This window comes from Pseudarthrobacter sp. BIM B-2242 (assembly GCF_014764445.1).
Classification (GTDB): domain Bacteria; phylum Actinomycetota; class Actinomycetes; order Actinomycetales; family Micrococcaceae; genus Arthrobacter; species Arthrobacter luteus_A.
The window spans coordinates 4,195,242-4,214,437 of sequence record NZ_CP061721.1; the positions used below are offsets into that span (position 1 = coordinate 4,195,242).

General features: G+C 65.6%; 17 protein-coding genes and 1 pseudogene. 11 read left to right on the top strand and 7 right to left on the bottom strand.

Annotated features, from left to right (window positions below; translation table 11 throughout):
* Positions 1 to 79: 79 nt before the first annotated feature.
* Positions 80 to 1,927, top strand: a complete 1,848-nt coding sequence (locus IDT60_RS19350; protein ID WP_191080292.1) for a glycoside hydrolase family 15 protein — start codon at positions 80 to 82, stop codon at positions 1,925 to 1,927.
* A 34-nt stretch (positions 1,928 to 1,961) separates the two neighbouring features.
* Here the strand turns inward: IDT60_RS19350 and IDT60_RS19355 are convergent, their stop codons facing one another.
* On the bottom strand, positions 1,962 to 2,375 hold the full coding sequence (locus tag IDT60_RS19355) for a hypothetical protein (RefSeq protein ID WP_164204083.1): 414 nt from the start codon (positions 2,373 to 2,375) through the stop codon (positions 1,962 to 1,964).
* Positions 2,376 to 2,499: 124 nt separating this feature from the next.
* Here IDT60_RS19355 and IDT60_RS19360 point away from each other — a divergent pair, with 124 nt between their 5' ends.
* The 8 genes and pseudogenes from IDT60_RS19360 to IDT60_RS19395 all read left to right on the top strand — a co-directional run bounded on the left by IDT60_RS19360 (position 2,500) and on the right by IDT60_RS19395 (position 13,374).
* Positions 2,500 to 3,234 carry a FadR/GntR family transcriptional regulator gene (locus IDT60_RS19360; protein WP_191080293.1) on the top strand — a complete coding sequence of 245 codons (735 nt, stop codon included), beginning with the start codon at positions 2,500 to 2,502 and terminating at the stop codon, positions 3,232 to 3,234.
* A 26-nt stretch (positions 3,235 to 3,260) separates the two neighbouring features.
* The gene (locus tag IDT60_RS19365; protein ID WP_191080294.1) at positions 3,261 to 4,385 is read left to right on the top strand and encodes an asparaginase; all 1,125 of its coding nucleotides are present in this window, start codon (positions 3,261 to 3,263) and stop codon (positions 4,383 to 4,385) included.
* Positions 4,386 to 4,393: 8 nt separating this feature from the next.
* Positions 4,394 to 5,833 carry an aspartate ammonia-lyase gene (locus tag IDT60_RS19370; protein ID WP_191080295.1) on the top strand — a complete coding sequence of 480 codons (1,440 nt, stop codon included), beginning with the start codon at positions 4,394 to 4,396 and terminating at the stop codon, positions 5,831 to 5,833.
* Positions 5,834 to 5,842: 9 nt separating this feature from the next.
* Positions 5,843 to 7,363: an amino acid permease gene (locus IDT60_RS19375; RefSeq protein ID WP_191080296.1), complete on the top strand. Its 1,521-nt coding sequence runs from the start codon at positions 5,843 to 5,845 to the stop codon at positions 7,361 to 7,363.
* Between the two features lie 195 nt (positions 7,364 to 7,558).
* The gene (locus tag IDT60_RS19380; RefSeq protein ID WP_191080297.1) at positions 7,559 to 8,935 is read left to right on the top strand and encodes an FAD-binding oxidoreductase; all 1,377 of its coding nucleotides are present in this window, start codon (positions 7,559 to 7,561) and stop codon (positions 8,933 to 8,935) included.
* A 142-nt stretch (positions 8,936 to 9,077) separates the two neighbouring features.
* Entirely contained in the window at positions 9,078 to 10,394 is a 1,317-nt protein-coding gene (locus IDT60_RS19385; protein WP_164204071.1) for an ATP-binding protein, read from the top strand.
* 101 nt (positions 10,395 to 10,495) lie between these two features.
* Positions 10,496 to 12,064: pseudogene (locus tag IDT60_RS19390) on the top strand (DUF222 domain-containing protein).
* A 62-nt stretch (positions 12,065 to 12,126) separates the two neighbouring features.
* The gene (locus tag IDT60_RS19395) at positions 12,127 to 13,374 is read left to right on the top strand and encodes a low temperature requirement protein A (RefSeq protein WP_191080299.1); all 1,248 of its coding nucleotides are present in this window, start codon (positions 12,127 to 12,129) and stop codon (positions 13,372 to 13,374) included.
* A 321-nt stretch (positions 13,375 to 13,695) separates the two neighbouring features.
* Here IDT60_RS19395 and IDT60_RS19400 read toward each other — a convergent pair whose 3' ends face one another.
* Positions 13,696 to 14,301: a phosphohydrolase gene (locus tag IDT60_RS19400; RefSeq protein WP_191080300.1), complete on the bottom strand. Its 606-nt coding sequence runs from the start codon at positions 14,299 to 14,301 to the stop codon at positions 13,696 to 13,698.
* 47 nt (positions 14,302 to 14,348) lie between these two features.
* Positions 14,349 to 15,248 carry a tRNA glutamyl-Q(34) synthetase GluQRS gene (gene gluQRS, locus IDT60_RS19405; protein ID WP_191080301.1) on the bottom strand — a complete coding sequence of 300 codons (900 nt, stop codon included), beginning with the start codon at positions 15,246 to 15,248 and terminating at the stop codon, positions 14,349 to 14,351.
* A gap of 322 nt (positions 15,249 to 15,570) precedes the next feature.
* Between gluQRS and IDT60_RS19410 the strand changes: the two genes are divergently transcribed.
* Positions 15,571 to 16,038, top strand: a complete 468-nt coding sequence (locus IDT60_RS19410; RefSeq protein WP_164204060.1) for an Lrp/AsnC family transcriptional regulator — start codon at positions 15,571 to 15,573, stop codon at positions 16,036 to 16,038.
* Positions 16,039 to 16,056: 18 nt separating this feature from the next.
* Here the strand turns inward: IDT60_RS19410 and IDT60_RS19415 are convergent, their stop codons facing one another.
* Entirely contained in the window at positions 16,057 to 16,512 is a 456-nt protein-coding gene (locus IDT60_RS19415) for an Lrp/AsnC family transcriptional regulator (protein ID WP_164204058.1), read from the bottom strand.
* A 105-nt stretch (positions 16,513 to 16,617) separates the two neighbouring features.
* On the opposite strand from IDT60_RS19415, the gene IDT60_RS19420 reads away from it, so the two are divergent.
* Positions 16,618 to 17,271: a LysE family translocator gene (locus IDT60_RS19420; RefSeq protein ID WP_191080302.1), complete on the top strand. Its 654-nt coding sequence runs from the start codon at positions 16,618 to 16,620 to the stop codon at positions 17,269 to 17,271.
* On the opposite strand, the gene IDT60_RS19425 is transcribed toward IDT60_RS19420, so the two are convergent.
* From IDT60_RS19425 to IDT60_RS19435, 3 genes are read right to left on the bottom strand one after another with little or no spacing between them, the layout of a single operon-like run.
* Complete coding sequence (locus IDT60_RS19425) at positions 17,268 to 17,627, bottom strand: nuclear transport factor 2 family protein (RefSeq protein WP_164204054.1); 360 nt, start codon at positions 17,625 to 17,627, stop codon at positions 17,268 to 17,270. The genes IDT60_RS19420 and IDT60_RS19425 overlap by 4 nt on opposite strands.
* A 55-nt stretch (positions 17,628 to 17,682) precedes the next feature.
* Entirely contained in the window at positions 17,683 to 18,648 is a 966-nt protein-coding gene (locus IDT60_RS19430; protein ID WP_191080303.1) for a hypothetical protein, read from the bottom strand.
* 33 nt (positions 18,649 to 18,681) lie between these two features.
* On the bottom strand, positions 18,682 to 19,182 hold the full coding sequence (locus IDT60_RS19435; protein WP_164204050.1) for a DUF456 domain-containing protein: 501 nt from the start codon (positions 19,180 to 19,182) through the stop codon (positions 18,682 to 18,684).
* Positions 19,183 to 19,196: the final 14 nt, after the last annotated feature.

The following is a 19,196-nucleotide window of genomic DNA, read 5'->3' on the forward strand; positions in this document are numbered from 1 at the left end:
TCCCCGGCCGGTGGCGCCGCACCCGATATGGCGAGACAATTAAGTCACAGGTAAGCAGAATCTGAAGGAGCCAGCGAGCATGCATGCTCCGGCATCGCTGCGCCCGGTGGAGCGCCTCGACGGGTACTTGCCCATCGAAGATCATGGCCTCATCGGCGACGGATCCACGTGTGCCTTGGTGGGGCGCGACGGCGGTATTTCCTGGCTTTGCCTCCCCGAGTTCGACAGCCCGCCGTTCCTTGCCGGAATCCTGGACACGGACGCCGGCGGCCTCCTGGAGATCGCTCCCCTGCCGCTCCTTTCCTCCACCCAGCGGTACACGGAGGACTCCGGCGTCGTTGTCACGTCTCTGCTATCGGACCACGGCATGCTCAAGGTGACGGACTGCATGACGCTCCGCTCCGGTGCCAATCTCGCAGAACCGGTTCCGGCGGGCAGGCATGAGCTTCTGCGTTATGCGGAGGCGGTGGGCGGTGACATCCGGGTTCGCGTTCGCCTGGTCCCCAAGATCGGCACCACTTTTGACCAGCTTGCGGGCGGGTGGAGGTTCGACTGGCCGGTGAACGGTACGGCCGAGGTCTACCTATGGTCCTCCGTAGAGCTTCGGCCGGACGGACGGGGACTTAGCGCCGAGCTGACGCTCCGCGCAGGCGAGACACTGACGGTCTCACTGCATTGGTCAGGGCGCTTCCGGCTGCGGCAACGGCCGGAAGCGAAAAAGCTCATCGACCAGACCGTACGGGCATGGCGGGAGTGGTCCTCCGGCCTGAATTGCGAGGGCTCGCAGGCCGAGCTGATGAAGCGCTCGGCCCTGACCCTGAAGCTCCTCGATCATGCGGAAACCGGTGCCATCATGGCAGCGGCCACCTCGTCCCTGCCCGAATGGCCGGGCGCCCCGCGCAACTGGGACTACCGCTACACCTGGGTGCGGGACGCGTCCTTCTCCAACTACGTCTTCCGGCGGATCGGTGACCGCAGTGATGCCGACGTGTTCCTCGCCTGGGTGCTCACCAATGTGGAGCGCGACGGCGTTCCACACGTGATGTACGCGCTGGACGGTTCGCAGCCGCCCGAGGAAGTTGTGGATCCAATTCTGCGGGGCTACCGGGGCTCCGCCCCGGTTCGGTGGGGGAACGGCGCCATCCACCAGGTGCAGCACGATGTCTACGGTGAAATCGTGGACATCGCCTACCAGTGGTCCAACAGCGGCCAGCCGGTGGACAAGCACCTGTGGGCGGCACTGGTCCCCATCGTGGAAGCAGCCATCACCAGCTGGAAGACGCCGGACAGCGGCCCCTGGGAGGTCCGCACCGCCGGGCGTCCCTTCACCTACTCGGCGGCCATGTGCCACGTGGCCCTGGACCGGGCCATCCAGATCGCCCGGAAGCACAAGCTGCCCTATCCCACCCGGCGCTGGGCCGCGGCGGCCCGGGAGATCCACGACGCGGCACTGGGACTCTCCTGGAATCCGGAGCGCCGCACTTTTACTGAACAGCTCGGTGGGACGGGCGGCGTGGACGCTGCCCTGCTGTCACTGCCCATCCGGAATGTCATCAGGTTCGACGACCCAAGAATGGTCTCCACCACCAGGGCCATCGCTTCCAGTCTGGATGCAGGCAACGGACTTCTCTTCCGTTACCTGCCCGAGGAGTCGCCGGACGGACTGCCCGGCGGCGAAGGCGCCTTCCTGCTGTGCAGCTTCTGGCTGGTGGACAACCTGGCGGGGCAAGGACGGTTGGATGAGGCGCATGAACTGTACGAATCCCTGTGCAGCCGGGCGAATCCCCTCGGCCTGCTCCCCGAACAGATCCATCCGGACACCGGGGAGTTCCTCGGCAACTTCCCGCAGGCCTTCAGCCACGTGGGCGTCCTGTCCAGCGGACTGCGGCTCCTGAAAGCGCAACGCCGCAAGGCCTCGCAGTCCTGATCCGCTGCGGGCCCCGGAATCCCAACGCTGAAGGCTAAAAGAGCGGCACCGTATTCTTCTCCACCAGAGCGGGATTCCCCACCGGTTCCCGCTTCCGTTTAAGGAAACCGGCCCGTTGGTAGCGCTGGGCCAGGATGAACCCGGCGGGCGTGCCGTGTTCGTAGGACTCAACAAAGACGGCCTCCTGCCGGCCTTCCGAGGTGGTCATAAATCCATCCCAGGCAAGGGCTGCACGGTCAGGACGTGGATCCTCACTGACCGACCGCCTGGCTGCGGCCACGCCTTCCTCGAGCTGATTTCCGGCGAGATAGCGCTGCAGATTCCGTTGATCTCCGGTTTCCCGAATAACGAAGGGCACCAGGTCGGTGCCGGAAGAGACAACAGAGTCGATGGCATGGTCCAGAGCCATAAAGGCCAGGTTGCGAAGTTCCTCAGAGTATTCATCCATGGCAGGAGGCTAACCTCCCGCCACTGCAAAAATGCTGCTTACGGCAGGTGACACACCGGGCAGATATCGCCCGCGGCATGGCGCCGACATTGACACGCCCTGTGACCCGTGCCATATTTAAGGCGTGAACCTGTCAGACAGCCGGACAGCAGGACAGCCTGCCACCACCCACCACGAGCAGAGTGCCGGAACCTTGCCTCTCGCAAGGCTCAGCGCTGCCGAAGCGGTGTTCAATGCCGTCCGGGCTGACATCGAATCCGGCAAAGTGGCGGTGGGTGGGAAGCTCAGCTCCGAGGCGTCCCTCTCGCAGCAGTACGGCGTCAGCCGCTCAGTGATCCGGGAAGCCCTGCGTTCCTGCACGGCCTTAGGCCTGACCGTCACCAAGACCGGGAAGGGCACCTTTGTGGTGGCCGACAAGGTCGCAAACGACCTCACGCTGGGACAGTACTCCGCACGGGACCTCACCGAAGCCCGGCCCCACATCGAAGTCCCCGCCGCCGGACTGGCCGCCCAGCGGCGGACAGGCGAGGAACTGGAGACGCTGCGGAGCATCGTCGCCGCGATGACCGCCGAAACCGACCCGGAATCGTGGGTTGCCCTGGACTCCAGCTTCCACGCCGCCATCGCCCGGGCCAGCGGCAACAAGGTTTTCGCCAGCGTGGTTGCGGATATCCGGGGAGCCCTGGCCTTCCAGTCCGAGACGCTGAACATGGTGGCTGACCGCCAGCACGCCTCGGACACCGAACACCAGCGGATCCTTGAAGCCATCGAAGCAGGCTCAGCAGACGAAGCCAGCAAAGCGATGGCAGAACATCTCCGCGCCGTGGGCCTTGCCCTCGATTCCATCCTCAGCAAGTAATCCCTGAACAAGACTCCTAGGACCTCATGCCTGCCGCTGCCCTTTCTGCTGCCCAAACCGCCGTCCCCGGCACAGCTCCACACGGATTCCGGTCCGGAATCAACAGCGGAAACCTTCCGCAGCACGCACCCCTCGTGGTTGCCACGCGCGACGGACTAGTGGAAAGCATCCACTACGGATCGGCCATCGCCACGGCCCCGGACGGCTCTATCCTGGCGTCGGCTGGCGATCCCCTGGCTCCGTTCTACCCCCGTTCTTCACTCAAGCCGCTGCAGTCCGTGGCCATGGTCCGCGCCGGCCTGAAACTGCCTGCCGACCTGCTCGCCCTGGCTGCAGCGAGCCACTCCGGCGGAGCCAGGCACCGCGGCGGTACCCAGCGCATCCTCGCCATGCACGGCCTCACCGCCAACGACCTGGAGAACAGCACCGACCTCCCCTATGGCACCAGCGAGCGCGAAAACTGGCTGCGTTCCGGACTCCACGCCACACAGGTCACCCAAAACTGCTCCGGCAAACATGCCGCCATGGCCGCCACCTGCGTCATCAACGGCTGGCCGGTCAAGGGCTACCTGGACCCGTCGCACCCGCTGCAGCAGGCTGTCGCGGCCACCGTCGCCGACCTGACCGGCGAGCAGCCACTGGCCCTCAGCACCGACGGCTGCGGCACTCCGCTGTTCGCCCTCACCCTGCGCGGCATGGCCCGCGCCTTCGGCACCATCGCTGCAGCTGCCGCCGCCGCCAATACTCCTGCAAGAACCCCCGACGACGGCGGGGCGGCCCCGCTGCTGGCGGAAGCCGCCGTCGGACTTGCCATGCGGCAGCACCCGGACATGGTGGCCGGCGAGCGCCGCGACGTCACCGAACTGATGCGGCTGCTCCCCGGCGCCGTGGCAAAGGACGGTTTTGAGGGTGTCCAGCTCGTGGGCCTGCCCGATGGCCGCGCCGTCGCGATCAAGATTTCAGACGGCGGCGATCGCGCCCGGATGCCCGCCGCCGTCCACATGCTTGAGTGCCTCGGCGTGAATACTGCGCCGCTGGCCGGTATCAGCACGGCCCCCGTTTTCGGCGGCGGCCACCACGTCGGCCTGCTGCAATCCCTGAATTTCCTGGCTGCACCAACACTGTCCAACCCCGACAACGAAACCCGCTGAGGACCCTCATGCCAACCCTGACCACTCTTGAGTCCACTGACGTTGTACCGGAAATCCGCTCCGAGCACGATCTCCTGGGCGACCGGGATATCCCTTTCAACGCATACTGGGGCGTCCACACGCTGCGCGCCGTGGAGAACTTTCCCATCACCGGGCAGCCGCTGTCCTCCAACATGCACCTGGTCCGCGGCCTTGCGGCCGTGAAACTCGCGGCTGCACGTACCAACCACGAGCTGGGCCTGCTGGACGCCGAACGCACCGAAGCCATCGAACAGGCATGCCAGGACGTTATGGCCGGGAAACTCAGCGACCAGTTTGTGGTGGACGTGATCCAGGGCGGGGCCGGGACGTCGTCGAACATGAACGCCAACGAGGTCATTGCCAACAGGGCGCTGGAAATCCTCGGCCACCCCAAGGGCGACTACGCCCGCCTGCACCCGAACGACCACGTGAACCTTAGCCAGTCCACCAACGACGTCTACCCCACGGCCGTGAAGCTGGGCACCATCTTCGCCGCCCGGAAACTGCTGGACGCACTGGCCGAACTCGAGGAGGCGTTCGGTGAGAAGGCGCTGGAATTCCGCACAGTGGTGAAGATGGGCCGGACACAGCTTCAGGATGCCGTCCCCATGACCCTGGGCCAGGAATTCGGCACGTATGCCATCACCATTGGCGAGGACCGCCTGCGCATGGCCGAGGCCGAACTGCTCATCCACGAAATCAACCTCGGCGCCACAGCAATCGGTACCGGCCTGAACGCCCCGGCCGGCTACGCCGAGACCGCCTGCCGGCACCTCGCCGAAGTCACCGGACTGCCGCTGGTCACCGCCGTCGACCTCATCGAGGCCACCCAGGACGTCGGCGCCTTTGTGCACCTGTCCGGCGTTCTCAAGCGCGTGGCCGTGAAGCTCTCCAAGATCTGCAACGACCTCCGCCTTCTCTCTTCGGGCCCGCGCGCGGGCTTCGGCGAAATAAACCTCCCCGCCGTCCAGTCCGGCTCCTCCATCATGCCCGGCAAGATCAACCCGGTGATCCCGGAAGTGGTCAGCCAGGTGGCCTACGAGGTCATCGGCAACGACGTCACCATCACCATGGCCGCCGAGGCCGGCCAGCTCCAGCTCAACGCCTTCGAACCGATTATTGTCCACAGCCTCCACAAGAGCATCTCCCACCTGGAAGCCGCCTGCCGCACCCTCACGGCCCGCTGCGTCCGGGGAATCACCGCCAACACCGACCACCTCCGCCTCACCGTCGAGCAGTCGATCGGCCTGGTCACCGCCCTGAATCCCCATCTCGGCTACGCCACCGCCACCGCCACCGCCATCGCCCAGGAAGCCCTCGCCACCGGCAAGGGCGTAGCGGAACTCGTCCTCGAACACGGCCTGCTCACGGACACCCAGCTCCAGGACCTGCTCAGCCCCGAACGCCTCGCCAACCTCAGCAAGTAAGGCACACGCATGACTAATCCCCCCACCCCCCTCCCCGACCACATCATCGACGGCGGCCACGCCCACGCCACCGAATCCGCTCTGCACGCGGAGGACAAGGGCTATCACAAGAACCTCAAGCCCCGGCAGATCCAGATGATCGCCATCGGCGGGGCCATCGGCACCGGCCTGTTCCTTGGAGCTGGCGGCCGGCTCAACGCCGCCGGGCCGTCCCTCGTCATCGCCTACGCGGTCTGCGGCTTCTTCGCCTTCCTCATCCTCCGGGCGCTGGGCGAACTGGTGCTCCACCGGCCGTCGTCGGGCTCGTTCGTCTCCTACGCCCGTGAATTCTTCGGCGAGAAGGCTGCGTTCGTTTCCGGGTGGTTCTACTGGATCAACTGGGCCACCACAACCATCGTGGACATCACCGCGGCCGCCCTGTACATGAACTTCTTCGGCAACTACATCCCCTGGATGGCAGCGGTTCCGCAGTGGGCATGGGCACTGATCGCCCTGCTGGTGGTGCTCGCCCTGAACCTCGTTTCCGTCAAGGTCTTCGGCGAAATGGAATTCTGGTTCGCCCTGATCAAGGTCGCCGCGCTGGTGGTCTTCCTCGTCGTAGGAACCTACTTCGTCATCTTCGGCACCCCCGTGGACGGCCAGCAGGTGGGCCTCAGCCTCCTGTCCGACAACGGCGGCGTGTTCCCCAACGGCCTCCTGCCCATGATCATCCTGATGCAGGGCGTCCTGTTCGCCTACGCCTCCATCGAACTCGTGGGCACCGCCGCCGGCGAGACCGAGAACCCCGAAAAGATCATGCCCAAGGCCATCAACTCCGTGGTCTTCCGCATCGCCGTCTTCTACGTCGGGTCCGTCATCCTGCTCGCCCTGCTGCTGCCGTACACGTCCTATGAGAAGGGCGTTAGCCCCTTCGTGACCTTCTTCGGCTCCATCGGCATCCAGGGCGTGGACGTCATCATGAACCTTGTGGTCCTCACCGCCGCGCTCTCCTCCCTCAACGCAGGCCTATATTCCACCGGGCGCATACTTCGCTCCATGTCCGTGAACGGCTCCGCGCCGAAGTTCGCGGGGCGGATGAACAAAGCCGGCGTCCCCTACGGCGGCATTGCCATCACCGCCGGAGTCTCCCTGCTGGGCGTTCCGCTGAACTACCTGGTGCCCGCACAGGCCTTCGAGATCGTGCTCAACGTGGCGTCCGTGGGCATCATCATGACCTGGGCAACCATTGTGCTCTGCCAGATCCAGCTCAAACGCTGGGCTGACAAGGGCTGGCTCGAACGCCCTTCCTTCCGCATGTTCGGCGCCCCGTACACCGGCTACCTCTCCCTGCTGTTCCTGGTGGGCGTGCTGGTGATGGTCTTCCTCGAGTCCCCGCTCACCATGCTGGTCACGGCCATCGCCTCGGTATTGATGGTGTTCGGCTGGTACGCCTGCCGCCACCGCATCCGCGAAATCGCCGAGGCCCGCGACGGCTTCACGGGCACCGCCCCGGTGGTCGCCAACCCGGCCGCAGACACCTTCAGGAAGTAAGGCGCCAGTAACGCCCGTCCGGTCCTGGCTGGATCCCGCAGCCGCGCATTGACAAAGCACGCCACGGCAGAGCATGCGGCCAGGCCGCACCCATCTGTTGCGGTGCACCGGTCTCACAACTCCACATCAGGTACGGCCAGCTGGCGGGGCGTGGTGCCTGAACACCTCAGCGTTCACAAAGCTTTGGAGTTCACCATGAACAGCAGCACCCTGCAGGCTTTACAGGAAAAGTTACGCGGACCCCTCATCACGCCGGAGCATACGGACTATGACGCAGCCCGCGCCGTCTACAACGGGATGATCAACAAGCGCCCGGCCGCCATACTCCCGGTTTCCCAGGTAGCGGATGTGATCTCGGCAGTGAACTTCGCCCGCGATGCGGGAATGGACATCGCAGTCCGCGGTGGCGGCCATAGCGCCCCCGGCTTCGGCACGTGGGATGACGGCCTGGTTATTGATTTCGTCAACCGCCGGGGAGTGCGCGTGGACCCGGCCGCCGCCACTGCCCGGGCCGAAGCAGGCACTACCTGGGCCGATTTCAATCACGCCACCCACGCGTTCGGCCTTGCCACCACGGGCGGCATCATCGGCTCCACCGGAGTGGCGGGCCTGACCCTGGGCGGCGGGATCGGCTACCTTTCGAGGAAATACGGGCTGACCTGTGACAACCTCAAATCCGCCGACGTGGTCACAGCAGACGGAAAATTCCTGGTAGCCAGCGCCACCGAAAACGAGGACCTTTTTTGGGGACTCCGCGGCGGAACCGGAAACTTTGGTGTTGTCACGTCCCTCGAATTCAACCTGCACCCGGTGGATATTGTGTACGGCGGCGTCGTCATCTATCTGCTCGAACACGTCGAGGCCGTGGGGCAGCTGTACCGGGAGACACTCGCTTCGGCACCGGAGGAGCTCGGCATCTTCCTCGGCGTCCATCAGGGCCCCGAAGTCCCCTTCCTGCCGGCCGAGTACCACGGACGTCCCGTAGTGGTCATTGTGGGCGGCTGGACCGGCCCGCAGGACGAGGGACCGCGGCAGTGGCAGCCATTCCTGGACGTCGCGCCCGTGGCCGGCTCGTTTGTGGGGCTGCTCCCCTACCCGGTCCTCAACACGCTGTTCGACGAGTCCCTTCCAAAGGGGCTCCAGGCGCACTGGAAGGCTGAATTCCTGCCCACCATGAGCGACGAAGTCATCAAGGTGGCCAAGCACTTCGGCGAAGGCGTGCCCAGCCCGCAGACGGCCAACCACTTCTATGCCATCAACGGTGCAGTCCAGCGGGTGCCAAAGGATGCCACGGCCTTCCCGTACCGGGATGCCGACATCGCCGCCGTGATCGCCGGCATGTGGGAGGATCCTGCGCACAACGAGGCGAACGTGCGCTGGGTGCGCGACTACAGCACGGCGCTGCACGAACACAGTGCAGGCGGAGCGTACATCAACTTCATGGACGCCGATGACCAGTCCCGGATCAAGGACAACTACGCCGGTAACTACGAGCGCCTGGCCAGCATCAAGGCGAAATACGATCCCGATAACCTCTTCCATATCAACCAAAACATCAAGCCGGCGGTCTGACCTCAGCGCCTCCCGTGTAACGCAACCCTCCCGCAACCCATCGTGGCGGGCAGATCGCTTATGCTCAGCAGAGCGCCTTGGCTAGCTGCCCTGCGCGCATCGCAACCTGCAGTTCAACGACGAACCACCCGGGAGACACGGCATGACCAACTGGCGGATCAGGGATTTCCACTCAGCAGACCTCGACGGGATCCTGCACCTGTGGGAGACCCTCAAGGCCTCCGACGTGGAGCCCGTCTATGCCCTCTCCGAAGTCCTCGCGTCGTGCGAGAAGGACCACGCCGTGGTGGCGGTGCAGGGAGACATGGTGGTGGGCGCCGCCGTCGGACGTGCAGCGCATGACCAGGGCTGGATCGTTTTCCTCGCCACGCTGCCGGAGTACCGCGGCCGGGGCATCGGCACCTCGCTGCTCGCCGCCGTCGAAAACCGGATGGCGCCGCACGGCCTCAACAAGCTTTCCGCCCTGATGCCCGAGGCCGAAACCCGGGTGGAGGCGTTCCTCAGCCGCGGCTTCGCGCTCAAGAAAAACCTCCGCTACTTCGAGCGGACCATTCCGGTGCAGCGCCAGGAACTCGGCGCGCTGGGCCAGCTCGGCGGCCGGATCCTGGCCCGGGACCTCTGGGAAAACGTTGCCGGCATGCGCAAGGAAAAGGAGCTCCTCGAGCGGCGCCTGGTCCTCCCCCTGGCGGAGGCCGATCTCGCCGACGAATACGGCGTGGTGCCGCCCCGCGCCGTGGTGCTGTTCGGTCCTCCGGGAACCGGCAAAACCACGTTCGCGAAGGCGATCGCATCCCGGCTGGAGTGGCCGTTCGTGGAGGTTTTCCCGTCGCGCCTGGCCTCCGATCCCCAGGGGCTCGCCGGTGCCCTGCGCGAAACATTCCTGGAGATCGCCGAGCTGGAGCACTGCGTGGTGTTTATCGACGAGGTGGAGGAGATCGCCTCCCAGCGGTCCGGCGAGCCGCCGTCGCCGCTGCAGGGGGTCACCAACGAGCTGCTGAAAATCATCCCGGCGTTCCGTGAGCAGCCGGGCCGCCTGTTGGTCTGCGCCACGAACTTCATCAAGGCCCTGGACAGTGCCTTCCTCAGGCACGGCCGGTTCGACTACGTCATCCCCATCGGCCTCCCCGACCGCCAGGCCCGCGAAGCCATGTGGCAGCGCTTCATCCCCGCCGCCGTGGTGGACGACGTCGATGTGGAACTCCTCGTGGAGCGGACCGAGGGCTTCTCCCCCGCAGACATCGAATACGCCGCCCGCAGCGCCTCCCAGCGTGCGCTCGAAAAGGCAGTGTACGACGACGGCGGCGCTGCTTCCGGCGGCAGCGTTTCAGTCCGTGAGGCGGTCCGGAAGGGGCCCTCCACGCAGGATTACCTGGACGCTATCGGGGAGACCCGGACCACCGTCAGCGAGGAAGTGCACCAGGACTTCCTCGAGGACATCGACGCACTCGGCCGGGTCTAGCCCGGGTCTGGCCCGAAGGCACGAAGAACTTTTCAAACTCCTTTGGGGGGGTGGACCCCTGGCGCCGCTTGAATGTCGTACCCCCTTGTCATGCTGGAGGTATGGATAACAGGGCAGGTGCAGAGGTGTTGGAGGCCATCGCGGCTTCTGCTTTGCGGCTGGCCGGTGTGCTCCGGGGGACGGATCCGGCCGACACACCTCCTGTAGCTGGCCCTTCGGCGGCTGACTCGGACCCGCTGCGTTGGCAGGCTGAGGCGTGTCTGACGGTCCTGTCCGGCGCGGCCGGGTTGGAGGCGATGGTCGCCGCTGTGAAGGTCCATGCCGCCGGCGGGTACGACGAAGCCGCCCAAGTGATCGCGGGGCCCATCTTGTCCCCGCAGGAGCAGACCGCCCAGGAAATGGGCACGGTGGCCGAGGTCGCCTGCGCCCTGACCGTCAGTGAACGTACGGCCGCCGGGCTGCTCGGTGAGGCCCACCGCCTCACCACGGCCCTGCCGCTGACGCTGGCGGCCCTTCAGGCCGGGACGTTGTCGTGGCAGCACGCCCGGATCATGGTCGACGAAACCACCAACCTCGAGCCCGCCGCCGCCCATGCCCTGGAGGCGCACTTCCTGGACCCGGAGGCACCGAACCCGGCCCGCGGCGCGGCCGGCGGGATGGTCCCGGGCCGGTTCCGGGCCAAAGCCAGGACCTGGCGGGAACGCCACCACCCGGTCAGCATCGAACAACGCCACACCCGGAGCGCCTTGGACCGGCGGGTTGAGTATGCCCCGGACCGGGACGGGATGGCCTGGCTCTCGGCCTACCTGCCCGCCGACCAGGCAGCCGGGATCTGGAACCGGGCCACCACAGCCGCCCGCGCCCTCCAAAGCCCAACCGAGGCAAGGACACTCACCCAACTCCGGGCGGATAACGTCGCGGCCTGGCTCCTCGGCGGGGACAACGCCGATGACATTCCCTCACCGGCAGCCCAGGTCCTCGTGACGGTTCCGGTGTTCGCGCTGATGGGTCTGACCGATGAACCGGCCATCCTCGACGGATACGGACCGATCCCGCCCTCCATGGCCCGCGCCCTCGTCGCTAATGGTGCCGAGTCGTTCCGCCGGGTCCTGACCGATCCCCGGGACGGGGCACCATTGGAGATCGGGCGGGAAAGCTACCGGATCCCCAAAGCACTGCGCCAATGGCTCCGGCTCCGGGACGGCAAATGCCAGTTCCCCGGCTGCTCCAACCCATCCCTGGACAACGAAGCCGACCACCTCAAGGCCTGGGCCAACGGCGGGACCACCGGGATTTCAAACCTGACCCAACTCTGCCCCAAAACACCACAAGCTCAAACACACCACACCCTGGCAACCACCGAAGCCACCAAGGACGAACCGCCCGGCTGGATCTCACCCACCGGCCGCCACTACCAAAGCGAACAACCCGACCCGGAACCACCCCACTGGCCGGACCAAATGGCGGACGGACTCCACAACGGGGAATTTGGCTCCTCCCTGCCCCACAGCCAACTACAGGCAGATCCGGTGACGGAGTGGGCTTGGTTAGGGCGCCGGCTCCAGGAACCGGAACCGTTTCTTTGTCCTTCCGTCCCTGATTTTCTGTGGCTGACTGAACAGCCGAGGGGCACCGCGCCGCATCAATGCCTCTGCGGCAGCACCGGATGAGCCGTGTCGCGCAGCCTCGAAATATAGGGCGGGCCCGTTTCTGCGGCTGTAATCTTTGACGCATGCCCTCCAATCCCCTCCGGCACGCCTTGGCCAGCATGGGTGGCCGGGACCCGCACGAAAAACACCGTACCGCCACACCACTGGAACTCTTCTTTGACCTGACCTTCGTCATTGCCTTCGGAGTCGCAGGCAGCCAGTTTGCCCACGAAATCGCGGAAGCCCACGTCGGCGTTGGCCTGCTGGGATTCTCTTTTGCGATGTTCGCGGTGATCTGGGCCTGGATCAACTTCACCTGGTTCGCGAGCGCCTACGACACCGACGACTGCGTCTTCCGTGTAGTCACCATGGTGCAGATAGTTGGCGTTCTGATCCTGACGATGGGCATCGAACCCATGTTCCACTCCCTCGTGGAAGGAGACCACGTCGACAACAGGGTCATTGTTGCCGGCTACGTGCTGATGCGCCTTGCCCTGGTGACGCAGTGGGTGCGGGCTTCGAGACAGGACCCTGCCCGCCGCGAGACCTGCCTGCGCTACGCGAAGTACCTGGCCGTAGTCCAGCTTGGCTGGATCGCTGTGCTCATCATCGAAGCGGACATCGCCACCACGTTCGCCATGACGGTGCCGCTGATCGTGCTGGAGATGGCCACACCATACGCCGCGGAACGTAAGGCTACGACGCCATGGCACGCGCATCACATTGCCGAACGCTACGGGCTCCTCGCCATCATCGCCTTGGGTGAATGCCTTATCGGGGCGATTGAAACCCTGCGGGCGATAGTGGCCAATCACGGCTGGAGCGTTGACGCCGCCCTTGTTGGCTTCGGTGGAACCGCCCTGGCATTTGGCATGTGGTGGATCTACTTCATGCTTCCCGCCGGCCGTGCCCTGCACTTGAGACGGCACCGGTCATACCTGTTCGGCTACGGCCATATCCCCATCTTCGCGGCAATAGCGGCCACCGGCGCAGGCCTGCACGTGGCCGCCTACTTCATCGACCATGAGGCGCACATCAGTGCGGCAATAGCTGTGGCCAGCATCGCCGTACCCGTCGCCCTGTTCAAACTCTCGCTGACGTGGCTTTACAGCGCGATGGTCGGCGCCGACCGAACCATCATCACCGTCGCCGCCTTAGTGCTGGTGGTGCTGGCCGGATCCATCGGCCTGGCTGCCGCCGGGGCATCCGTCCCGGTGTGCTTATTGGTGATTGTCCTGGCGCTTGCCGCCTCAATCGTCATTGACGAACGCCGGGGCTCGGAACGGCTCCATCAGGCCCTTCAGAAGCTGGAAGCGGAGGCTGCTTCGTAGGCTGTGACTTTCGGCCCTGCACCGGCCCCGCAACAGCTGCCAACGTGACGGTATGACCCGAAACGTCGGGCCGTGGAGGCGGCAGGCATGAGCACGATAGTCAGAACGAAGCAGGGGCAGTTGCGGGGGACCGCCGACGGCGGCACTCACCGTTTCCTTGGCATTCCGTACGCGGCGCCAACCTCTGGTGCCAACCGGTCCGTCCGCAGCAGCTGCAGCCCTGGAGCGGAATCCGCGATGCCAGCACCATGCTCTTTGAGGCCGAACCGCACCTCATCCATGACCCCGCGCCTGGGAACGGGACCTCTGGAAGGACGTCCGCTAGGACTCGTAGGAGAGGTTCTCGTAGTCGGTATCGTCGTCCTCATCCAGCCGGTCATCAAGTTCCTCCAGCAGCCACGGGTTGACGCGGGCAAGGATCTTGCGGATTTCCTCCGTCTCCACGGCTGCGTACAGCACCGGCCGGGCGTCACGGTATTTCGTGACCGGCGGCTTGTCCGGCCACTTCTCGGCGAGTGCCTTCACGCGCTCAGGGAGCGAATTGTGGGCGTTGTCCGCGATCTTCACGAGGGCGGCGTCGTGGTCCTCCGCAATGTAGCGGATGCCGGCCTGATAGTCATCAGGGTTGTCGTGCAGCCGGTTGGTGACCCGCTCGATGATATCCACGGCCCGTTCTGGAACGCCCATCTCCAGCAGTGCCTGCCGGGTGATGGGGGTGTCCTCAGCGATGTCATGGAGATAGCCGGCAATCCGGATATCGTCGTCGAAATCCGCCAGGGCATCCCCGACGGCGATCACGTGGTCCCGGTAGGGCCGCTTGAGCTTGTCCTTCTGCCGGTTGTGCGCCACCTCTGCCAAAACCCGGGCGGTCTCGACGGTGAATCCCGGCTGGGGGACGTGCGCTTCAGTGAATTCAGGTTCCGACATGGTTCCAGCCTACGCGCCGGGCACGTCCTAGCCGGGCACGTCCTAAACTAGCGCGGGCGGTCCGCACCCAAGCCACTCCACAGCCACGGTTCGCGCGGGAGCTTGCCCGGCACGAATGCGGCAAGGGCCTTCTCCAGGCTGCCGGCCGGCAGCCCCAAGGACTGCAGGAGGTGATTCCGGACCTCCGTCACAGTAACGCCGGCCAGCGCGAGGTCGGCCAGCGTGACGGCGCCGTCGCGCTTGGCCAGCCGCGCGCCGTCGTGATTGACAACCAGCGGCACATGGGCATATTCCGGAACTGGAATATGCAGCAAAGACGCAAGGTACGCCTGACGAGGGGTGGAGGGCAACAGGTCATCCCCGCGGACCACTTGATCGACGCCCTGCGCAGCGTCGTCCACCACTACCGCAAGGTTGTACGCGGTCACACCGTCGTTTCGGCGGAGGACAAAATCGTCCACCACCCCGGTGAACCCGCCGTGCAATACATCGTGCACCGTGAACTCCGCGACGTCCGCGCGGAGCCTTATCGCCGCTGGCCGGATGGAGCGTTTGAATTCCAGCTCGGCGGGATTCAGATTGCGGCACGTTCCGGGGTAGGCGCCCTGCGGTGCGTGCGGCGCCGATGGGGCCTCCTGGATCTCGCTCCGGGTGCAGAAGCACTCATACGTCAGTCCCGCGTCAATGAGACGGCGGATTGCCTCGTCGTACACCGCACCGCGGTCTGTCTGGCGGACGACGGCGCCATCCCAGGTCACGCCGATGGCCGCCAGATCGCGGAGCTGCCCTGCCTCCGCGCCCGCACGAGCCCGGTCAAGGTCCTCAACGCGGAGCAGGAAGTCCCGGCCTGTGGAACGCGCAAACAGCCAGGCAAGGATGGCGGTGCGGAGGTTGCCGACGTGGAGTTCCCCTGAGGGGCTGGGGGCAAAGCGCCCGGCTGGAGTCATGAATCAACCCTACGCATTGGGGCAACACAAAAGCCCCTCAGCTACCGCTGACGCCGAAGGTTCGGCGCCCGGGAGTTCAGGGGCTCTTGTCGTGATTGCAGAATGACCGTGGTGTGAACAAGTGTCATCAGCGGCAGCCTCCTTGCGGGAAGCGGTGTCCAGTTTCCGGGTGGTGTGCCGGGGAGCCTGTCAGCCAGCAGGATTCGGCGGTAGCCTTTGCCTGCTTGTTGCCACCATTTGACCAGACAGCCTACAGTTGGCACAACCGGCATAGGAATCATTGGTCAGACTGATCAATGCAGATGGCATGGACCGACGGAGAATGATCACATTGCAGGAATTGGATGCCACCGACAAACGGATCCTTAACGCCCTCGACGAGGATCCCCGCCTTCCGATCATGGTTCTGGCCCAACGGCTGGGCCTGGCGCGTGGAACCGTTCAGTCACGCCTGGAGCGGATGACGGCGTCGGGTGCGCTCCGGCCCAACAGCAGCCGCGTGCTTCCGTCCGCTCTTGGCCGCGGCGTGGCGGCCGCAGTAAGTGCCGAACTGGACCAAAGCCACCTCAACGAAGCCATCGCCGCGCTCCGTGAAATCCCCGAAGTCCTGGAATGCCACGCCCCCGCCGGCGACACCGACCTGGTGATCCGGGTAGTGGCCACGAGCCCTGACGATCTGTACCGCGTCTCGGAGGAAATCAGACTCTGCCCGGGGATCGTCCGGACGTCCACCAGCATGTTCCTGCGCGAGGTCATCCCCTACAGGACCACGGGGCTGCTGAAGGAGTAGAGGTCCCGGGGGCTGAATCTAGACAGGCGGCCCCGCGTTGGACTTGAGGTTCTTCATTACCAGCGTGGATGTCAGCCGTTCCACGCCGGGCAGCGACGTGAGCTCGGCGTCATAGAAACGCTGATAGGCCGGCAGGTCCTCGGCGATGACCTTCAGCAGGTAGTCCGGTGAGCCGAAGAGCCGCTGCGCCTCCACGATGTTGGGTGAGTCAGCCACGCGGTTCTCGAAGATCTCCATGGTGGAGCGGTCCACCTGGCGCAGGGTGACGAAAACAATCGCTTCGAAACCGAGCCCGACGGCGGCGGGATCGATGTCCGCCTTGTAGCCGCGGATCACCCCGGACGCTTCCAGGTCACGGAGCCTCCGGTGGCATGGCGCCACCGTCAAACCCACCTTGGCGGCGAGCGCCGTGGCAGTCATTCGGCCATCCTCTTTGAGATAGCGCAAAATATTCCTGTCAATATGGTCAATCACGCAAGAAGCTTACCAATTTAGATCCGATGACAGCGAAAAAGGTAAGCACTTATGGCCGGAAAGTTCATAGGGTTTGTGCTGTAGCCATCGGACAGGAGCCCACCCATGAACCCCCAGCTGTTTTTCGCCTTCGTGCTGGTTGCCGCGGCCCTCGCCTGCACGCCCGGCGTGGACTGGGCGTACTCGATCACCGCCGGACTGCGGCAGCGCAGCTTCGTCCCGGCAGTGGCCGGACTGTGTGGCGGGTACGTCCTGCACACCCTGCTGATGGTGGTGGGCCTGGCGGCGCTCCTGTCGGGGATGCCAGGCCTCCTCGGCTGGCTCACCGTGGCAGGGGCCGGGTATCTCCTCTGGCTGGGCATCAGTACCCTCCGCTCGTGGCGCGGGGCCTCCTTCAGTGCGGCAGACGCCGTCGGGAAGCCCGTCAACCAGCTCCGGACCTTCCTGCAGGGCATGGGCACCAGCGGCATCAACCCCAAGGGACTGCTCTTCTACGTCGCGCTGGTCCCCCAGTTCGTCAGCCCGGACGCCGCCTTCCCGCTGCCCGTCCAGTCCGGACTGCTGGGACTGACCTTCGTCCTGCTTGCCGGAACCGTCTACACCTGCGTGGCACTCATGGCCCGGAAGCTCCTGCAGTCCCGCCCCGGCGCCGCGCGCGCAGTCACGCTGACCAGCGGCATCATCATGATCGGGCTGGGTTCAGTACTCCTGGCCGAGCAGGTGGTCCCCGTGGTGGCCGGCCTTGCCCGGCACGCCTAGACCTTGCGCTCCATGAACCACTCGGTGAACTCCGACGCGCGGCCGTCCGGCTCCAACCGGATCACCCACAAGTTGTCATAGCTGGGCCGGTCGCCAAAATAGTGCGTGAAGCCCTGAACGAACGCCAGCCCGCCGTCGGTCCCCAGCAGGTTCCAGTCGAACGACCATTCGTCCGGCTCGTCCCGCTCAACCAGCCAGCGCTCGACGATTTGCTCGCGCCCCCGCCAGGCATCCGGATCGTGCGGCCGGGTGGCGTAGACGGCCTGCTCAGTGAACAGTGCCTTGATGTCCGCGGGCTCGTTGGTGGTCCATGCCGCGATGTACTTTTCCATCCAGGTCCGGACTGCGTCGCTCATCCCTCCGTTGTACTCCGGGGCGGATGGCACCACAAGGCGCCCGCGGCCGGCAAGCCTATTTCCCGTCCAGGTTCTCCCACTCCTGCTCCCACAGCCTGCGTTCGTCCACGTCCTTGCGGATCACCTCGAACGTTTCCAGCTCCGCCGGCCTGCCCCGGAGCCAGTCCCGCGGGTTGAGGGATTTGCGGCCGTTGTCCAGCACCAGAAGAGCGCGGTCCGTCAGGGCGTCGTTGCGGAGCACCACGTCCGTCTTCCGACGGCGAAGCACCTCCTTCAGCGCCTCGTGTGCCTTTGCGTGCGCCCCGAGCCGCCGCAGCGCACGGCCCCGCAGGAGCAGCAGCGCAGCCGAGAGGTCATCGGAATTCATCAGGCCCTCAGTCCAGATCACCACCTCCTTGTCCCGCCCCAGCGCGAACGCCAGTGAACAGCGGGCCAGCGCTGAGGGCAGCGACGGCGGCAGGCCGGCTACCGTCTGGAGGGCGGCTTCCAGCTGGCCCGTCTCCCGCAGGGAGTGGGACAGTGCCAGGAAGACGGATTCCTGCCCGAACAGGACGGGGACTTCAATGCGCTCGGCGACCTCGACCCGGGTGACCACCCGCGTCAGGTACGTGGCCGCATACTGGTTGGCGTCGTCGTCGTTCCTGATGGACAGGCCCCGCTGGAGAAGCTCGGAAGCGCGCAGGTAGCCGCCGTGCTGGTATGCCAGGAGGCCGGCCATAACGGAACACAGGCCGGCCCAGCCCGGGTACGTGCGGCCCACGGCAATGAGCCGCTCCGGTTCCCGGCTCGTAAAGATGGCGTTATGGACTGCTTTGACCGTCCGGCCGGGCATGATCCCCAGCCTGGGGACGTCGCCGTCCACGGCGATCAGCGCAGCATCGCGGCCACCGAAAACACCGTTGATCAGCCCGCCCATGCTGCCGGCAAGCTCCCGGACGGGAGTCTGGAACTGGACGTTTCCGAACGGCGTCAAATCCCGGGTGTCCCGGTAAATCGGTCCTCTGGCATCCCCCACGGTCATCTCTCCATGCTACGGCGAGAGCGCGTCGCCGCCCTACGTGACGGCGGCGATCCAAAGCCCGATCACCCAGGTACTGGCGGCCAGGCAGGCCAGCCCGAACTCTACGAGGATGCCCAGTCCGGTGGCCTTCAGCGCCGCCCAGCTGGTGGTGGTTGCGGTGTGGATGTGCCGCGTCCGGTGCAGCTCACTGAGCAGCAGACCGGCGGCGAACCCCACAAAGAGGCCCACGAAGGGGATGATGAACATCCCGATGACGCCTGCAATTAGGCCGACGACCACGCTCCGGTTCGGGATGCCGTGCTGCTTGAGCTTCCGGCCGGCCAGGACGGCGCTGGCGGACATGCCGGCAACCACAAACACCATTCCCACCGCGAAGACCACCCAGCCCAGCGTTCCTGCACCGCCCCAGATGGCCCACGCCAGCAGGCTGAGGCCGATCAGGAAGCTGCCCGGCAAGACCGGGATGATGGTCCCGGCCACTCCCACCAGGATCGCAAGGCCACAGAGGATGCTTACAACGGTTTCGGAGTTCATGAGCCCCAGTTTAG

What these genes read in the sequence shown, in the direction of transcription:
- IDT60_RS19425 (WP_164204054.1), bottom strand. Translation starts at nt 17,627, where the DNA reads ATGAGCGACGCAGTCCGGACCTGGATGGAAAAGTACATCGCGGCATGG.
- IDT60_RS19385 (WP_164204071.1), top strand. Translation starts at nt 9,078, where the DNA reads ATGACCAACTGGCGGATCAGGGATTTCCACTCAGCAGACCTCGACGGG.
- IDT60_RS19365 (WP_191080294.1), top strand. Translation starts at nt 3,261, where the DNA reads ATGCCTGCCGCTGCCCTTTCTGCTGCCCAAACCGCCGTCCCCGGCACA.
- IDT60_RS19370 (WP_191080295.1), top strand. Translation starts at nt 4,394, where the DNA reads ATGCCAACCCTGACCACTCTTGAGTCCACTGACGTTGTACCGGAAATC.
- IDT60_RS19430 (WP_191080303.1), bottom strand. Translation starts at nt 18,648, where the DNA reads ATGACCGTGGGGGATGCCAGAGGACCGATTTACCGGGACACCCGGGAT.
- IDT60_RS19350 (WP_191080292.1), top strand. Translation starts at nt 80, where the DNA reads ATGCATGCTCCGGCATCGCTGCGCCCGGTGGAGCGCCTCGACGGGTAC.
- IDT60_RS19375 (WP_191080296.1), top strand. Translation starts at nt 5,843, where the DNA reads ATGACTAATCCCCCCACCCCCCTCCCCGACCACATCATCGACGGCGGC.
- IDT60_RS19410 (WP_164204060.1), top strand. Translation starts at nt 15,571, where the DNA reads ATGATCACATTGCAGGAATTGGATGCCACCGACAAACGGATCCTTAAC.
- IDT60_RS19380 (WP_191080297.1), top strand. Translation starts at nt 7,559, where the DNA reads ATGAACAGCAGCACCCTGCAGGCTTTACAGGAAAAGTTACGCGGACCC.
- IDT60_RS19420 (WP_191080302.1), top strand. Translation starts at nt 16,618, where the DNA reads ATGAACCCCCAGCTGTTTTTCGCCTTCGTGCTGGTTGCCGCGGCCCTC.
- IDT60_RS19395 (WP_191080299.1), top strand. Translation starts at nt 12,127, where the DNA reads ATGCCCTCCAATCCCCTCCGGCACGCCTTGGCCAGCATGGGTGGCCGG.
- gluQRS (WP_191080301.1), bottom strand. Translation starts at nt 15,248, where the DNA reads ATGACTCCAGCCGGGCGCTTTGCCCCCAGCCCCTCAGGGGAACTCCAC.
- IDT60_RS19355 (WP_164204083.1), bottom strand. Translation starts at nt 2,375, where the DNA reads ATGGATGAATACTCTGAGGAACTTCGCAACCTGGCCTTTATGGCTCTG.
- IDT60_RS19400 (WP_191080300.1), bottom strand. Translation starts at nt 14,301, where the DNA reads ATGTCGGAACCTGAATTCACTGAAGCGCACGTCCCCCAGCCGGGATTC.
- IDT60_RS19435 (WP_164204050.1), bottom strand. Translation starts at nt 19,182, where the DNA reads ATGAACTCCGAAACCGTTGTAAGCATCCTCTGTGGCCTTGCGATCCTG.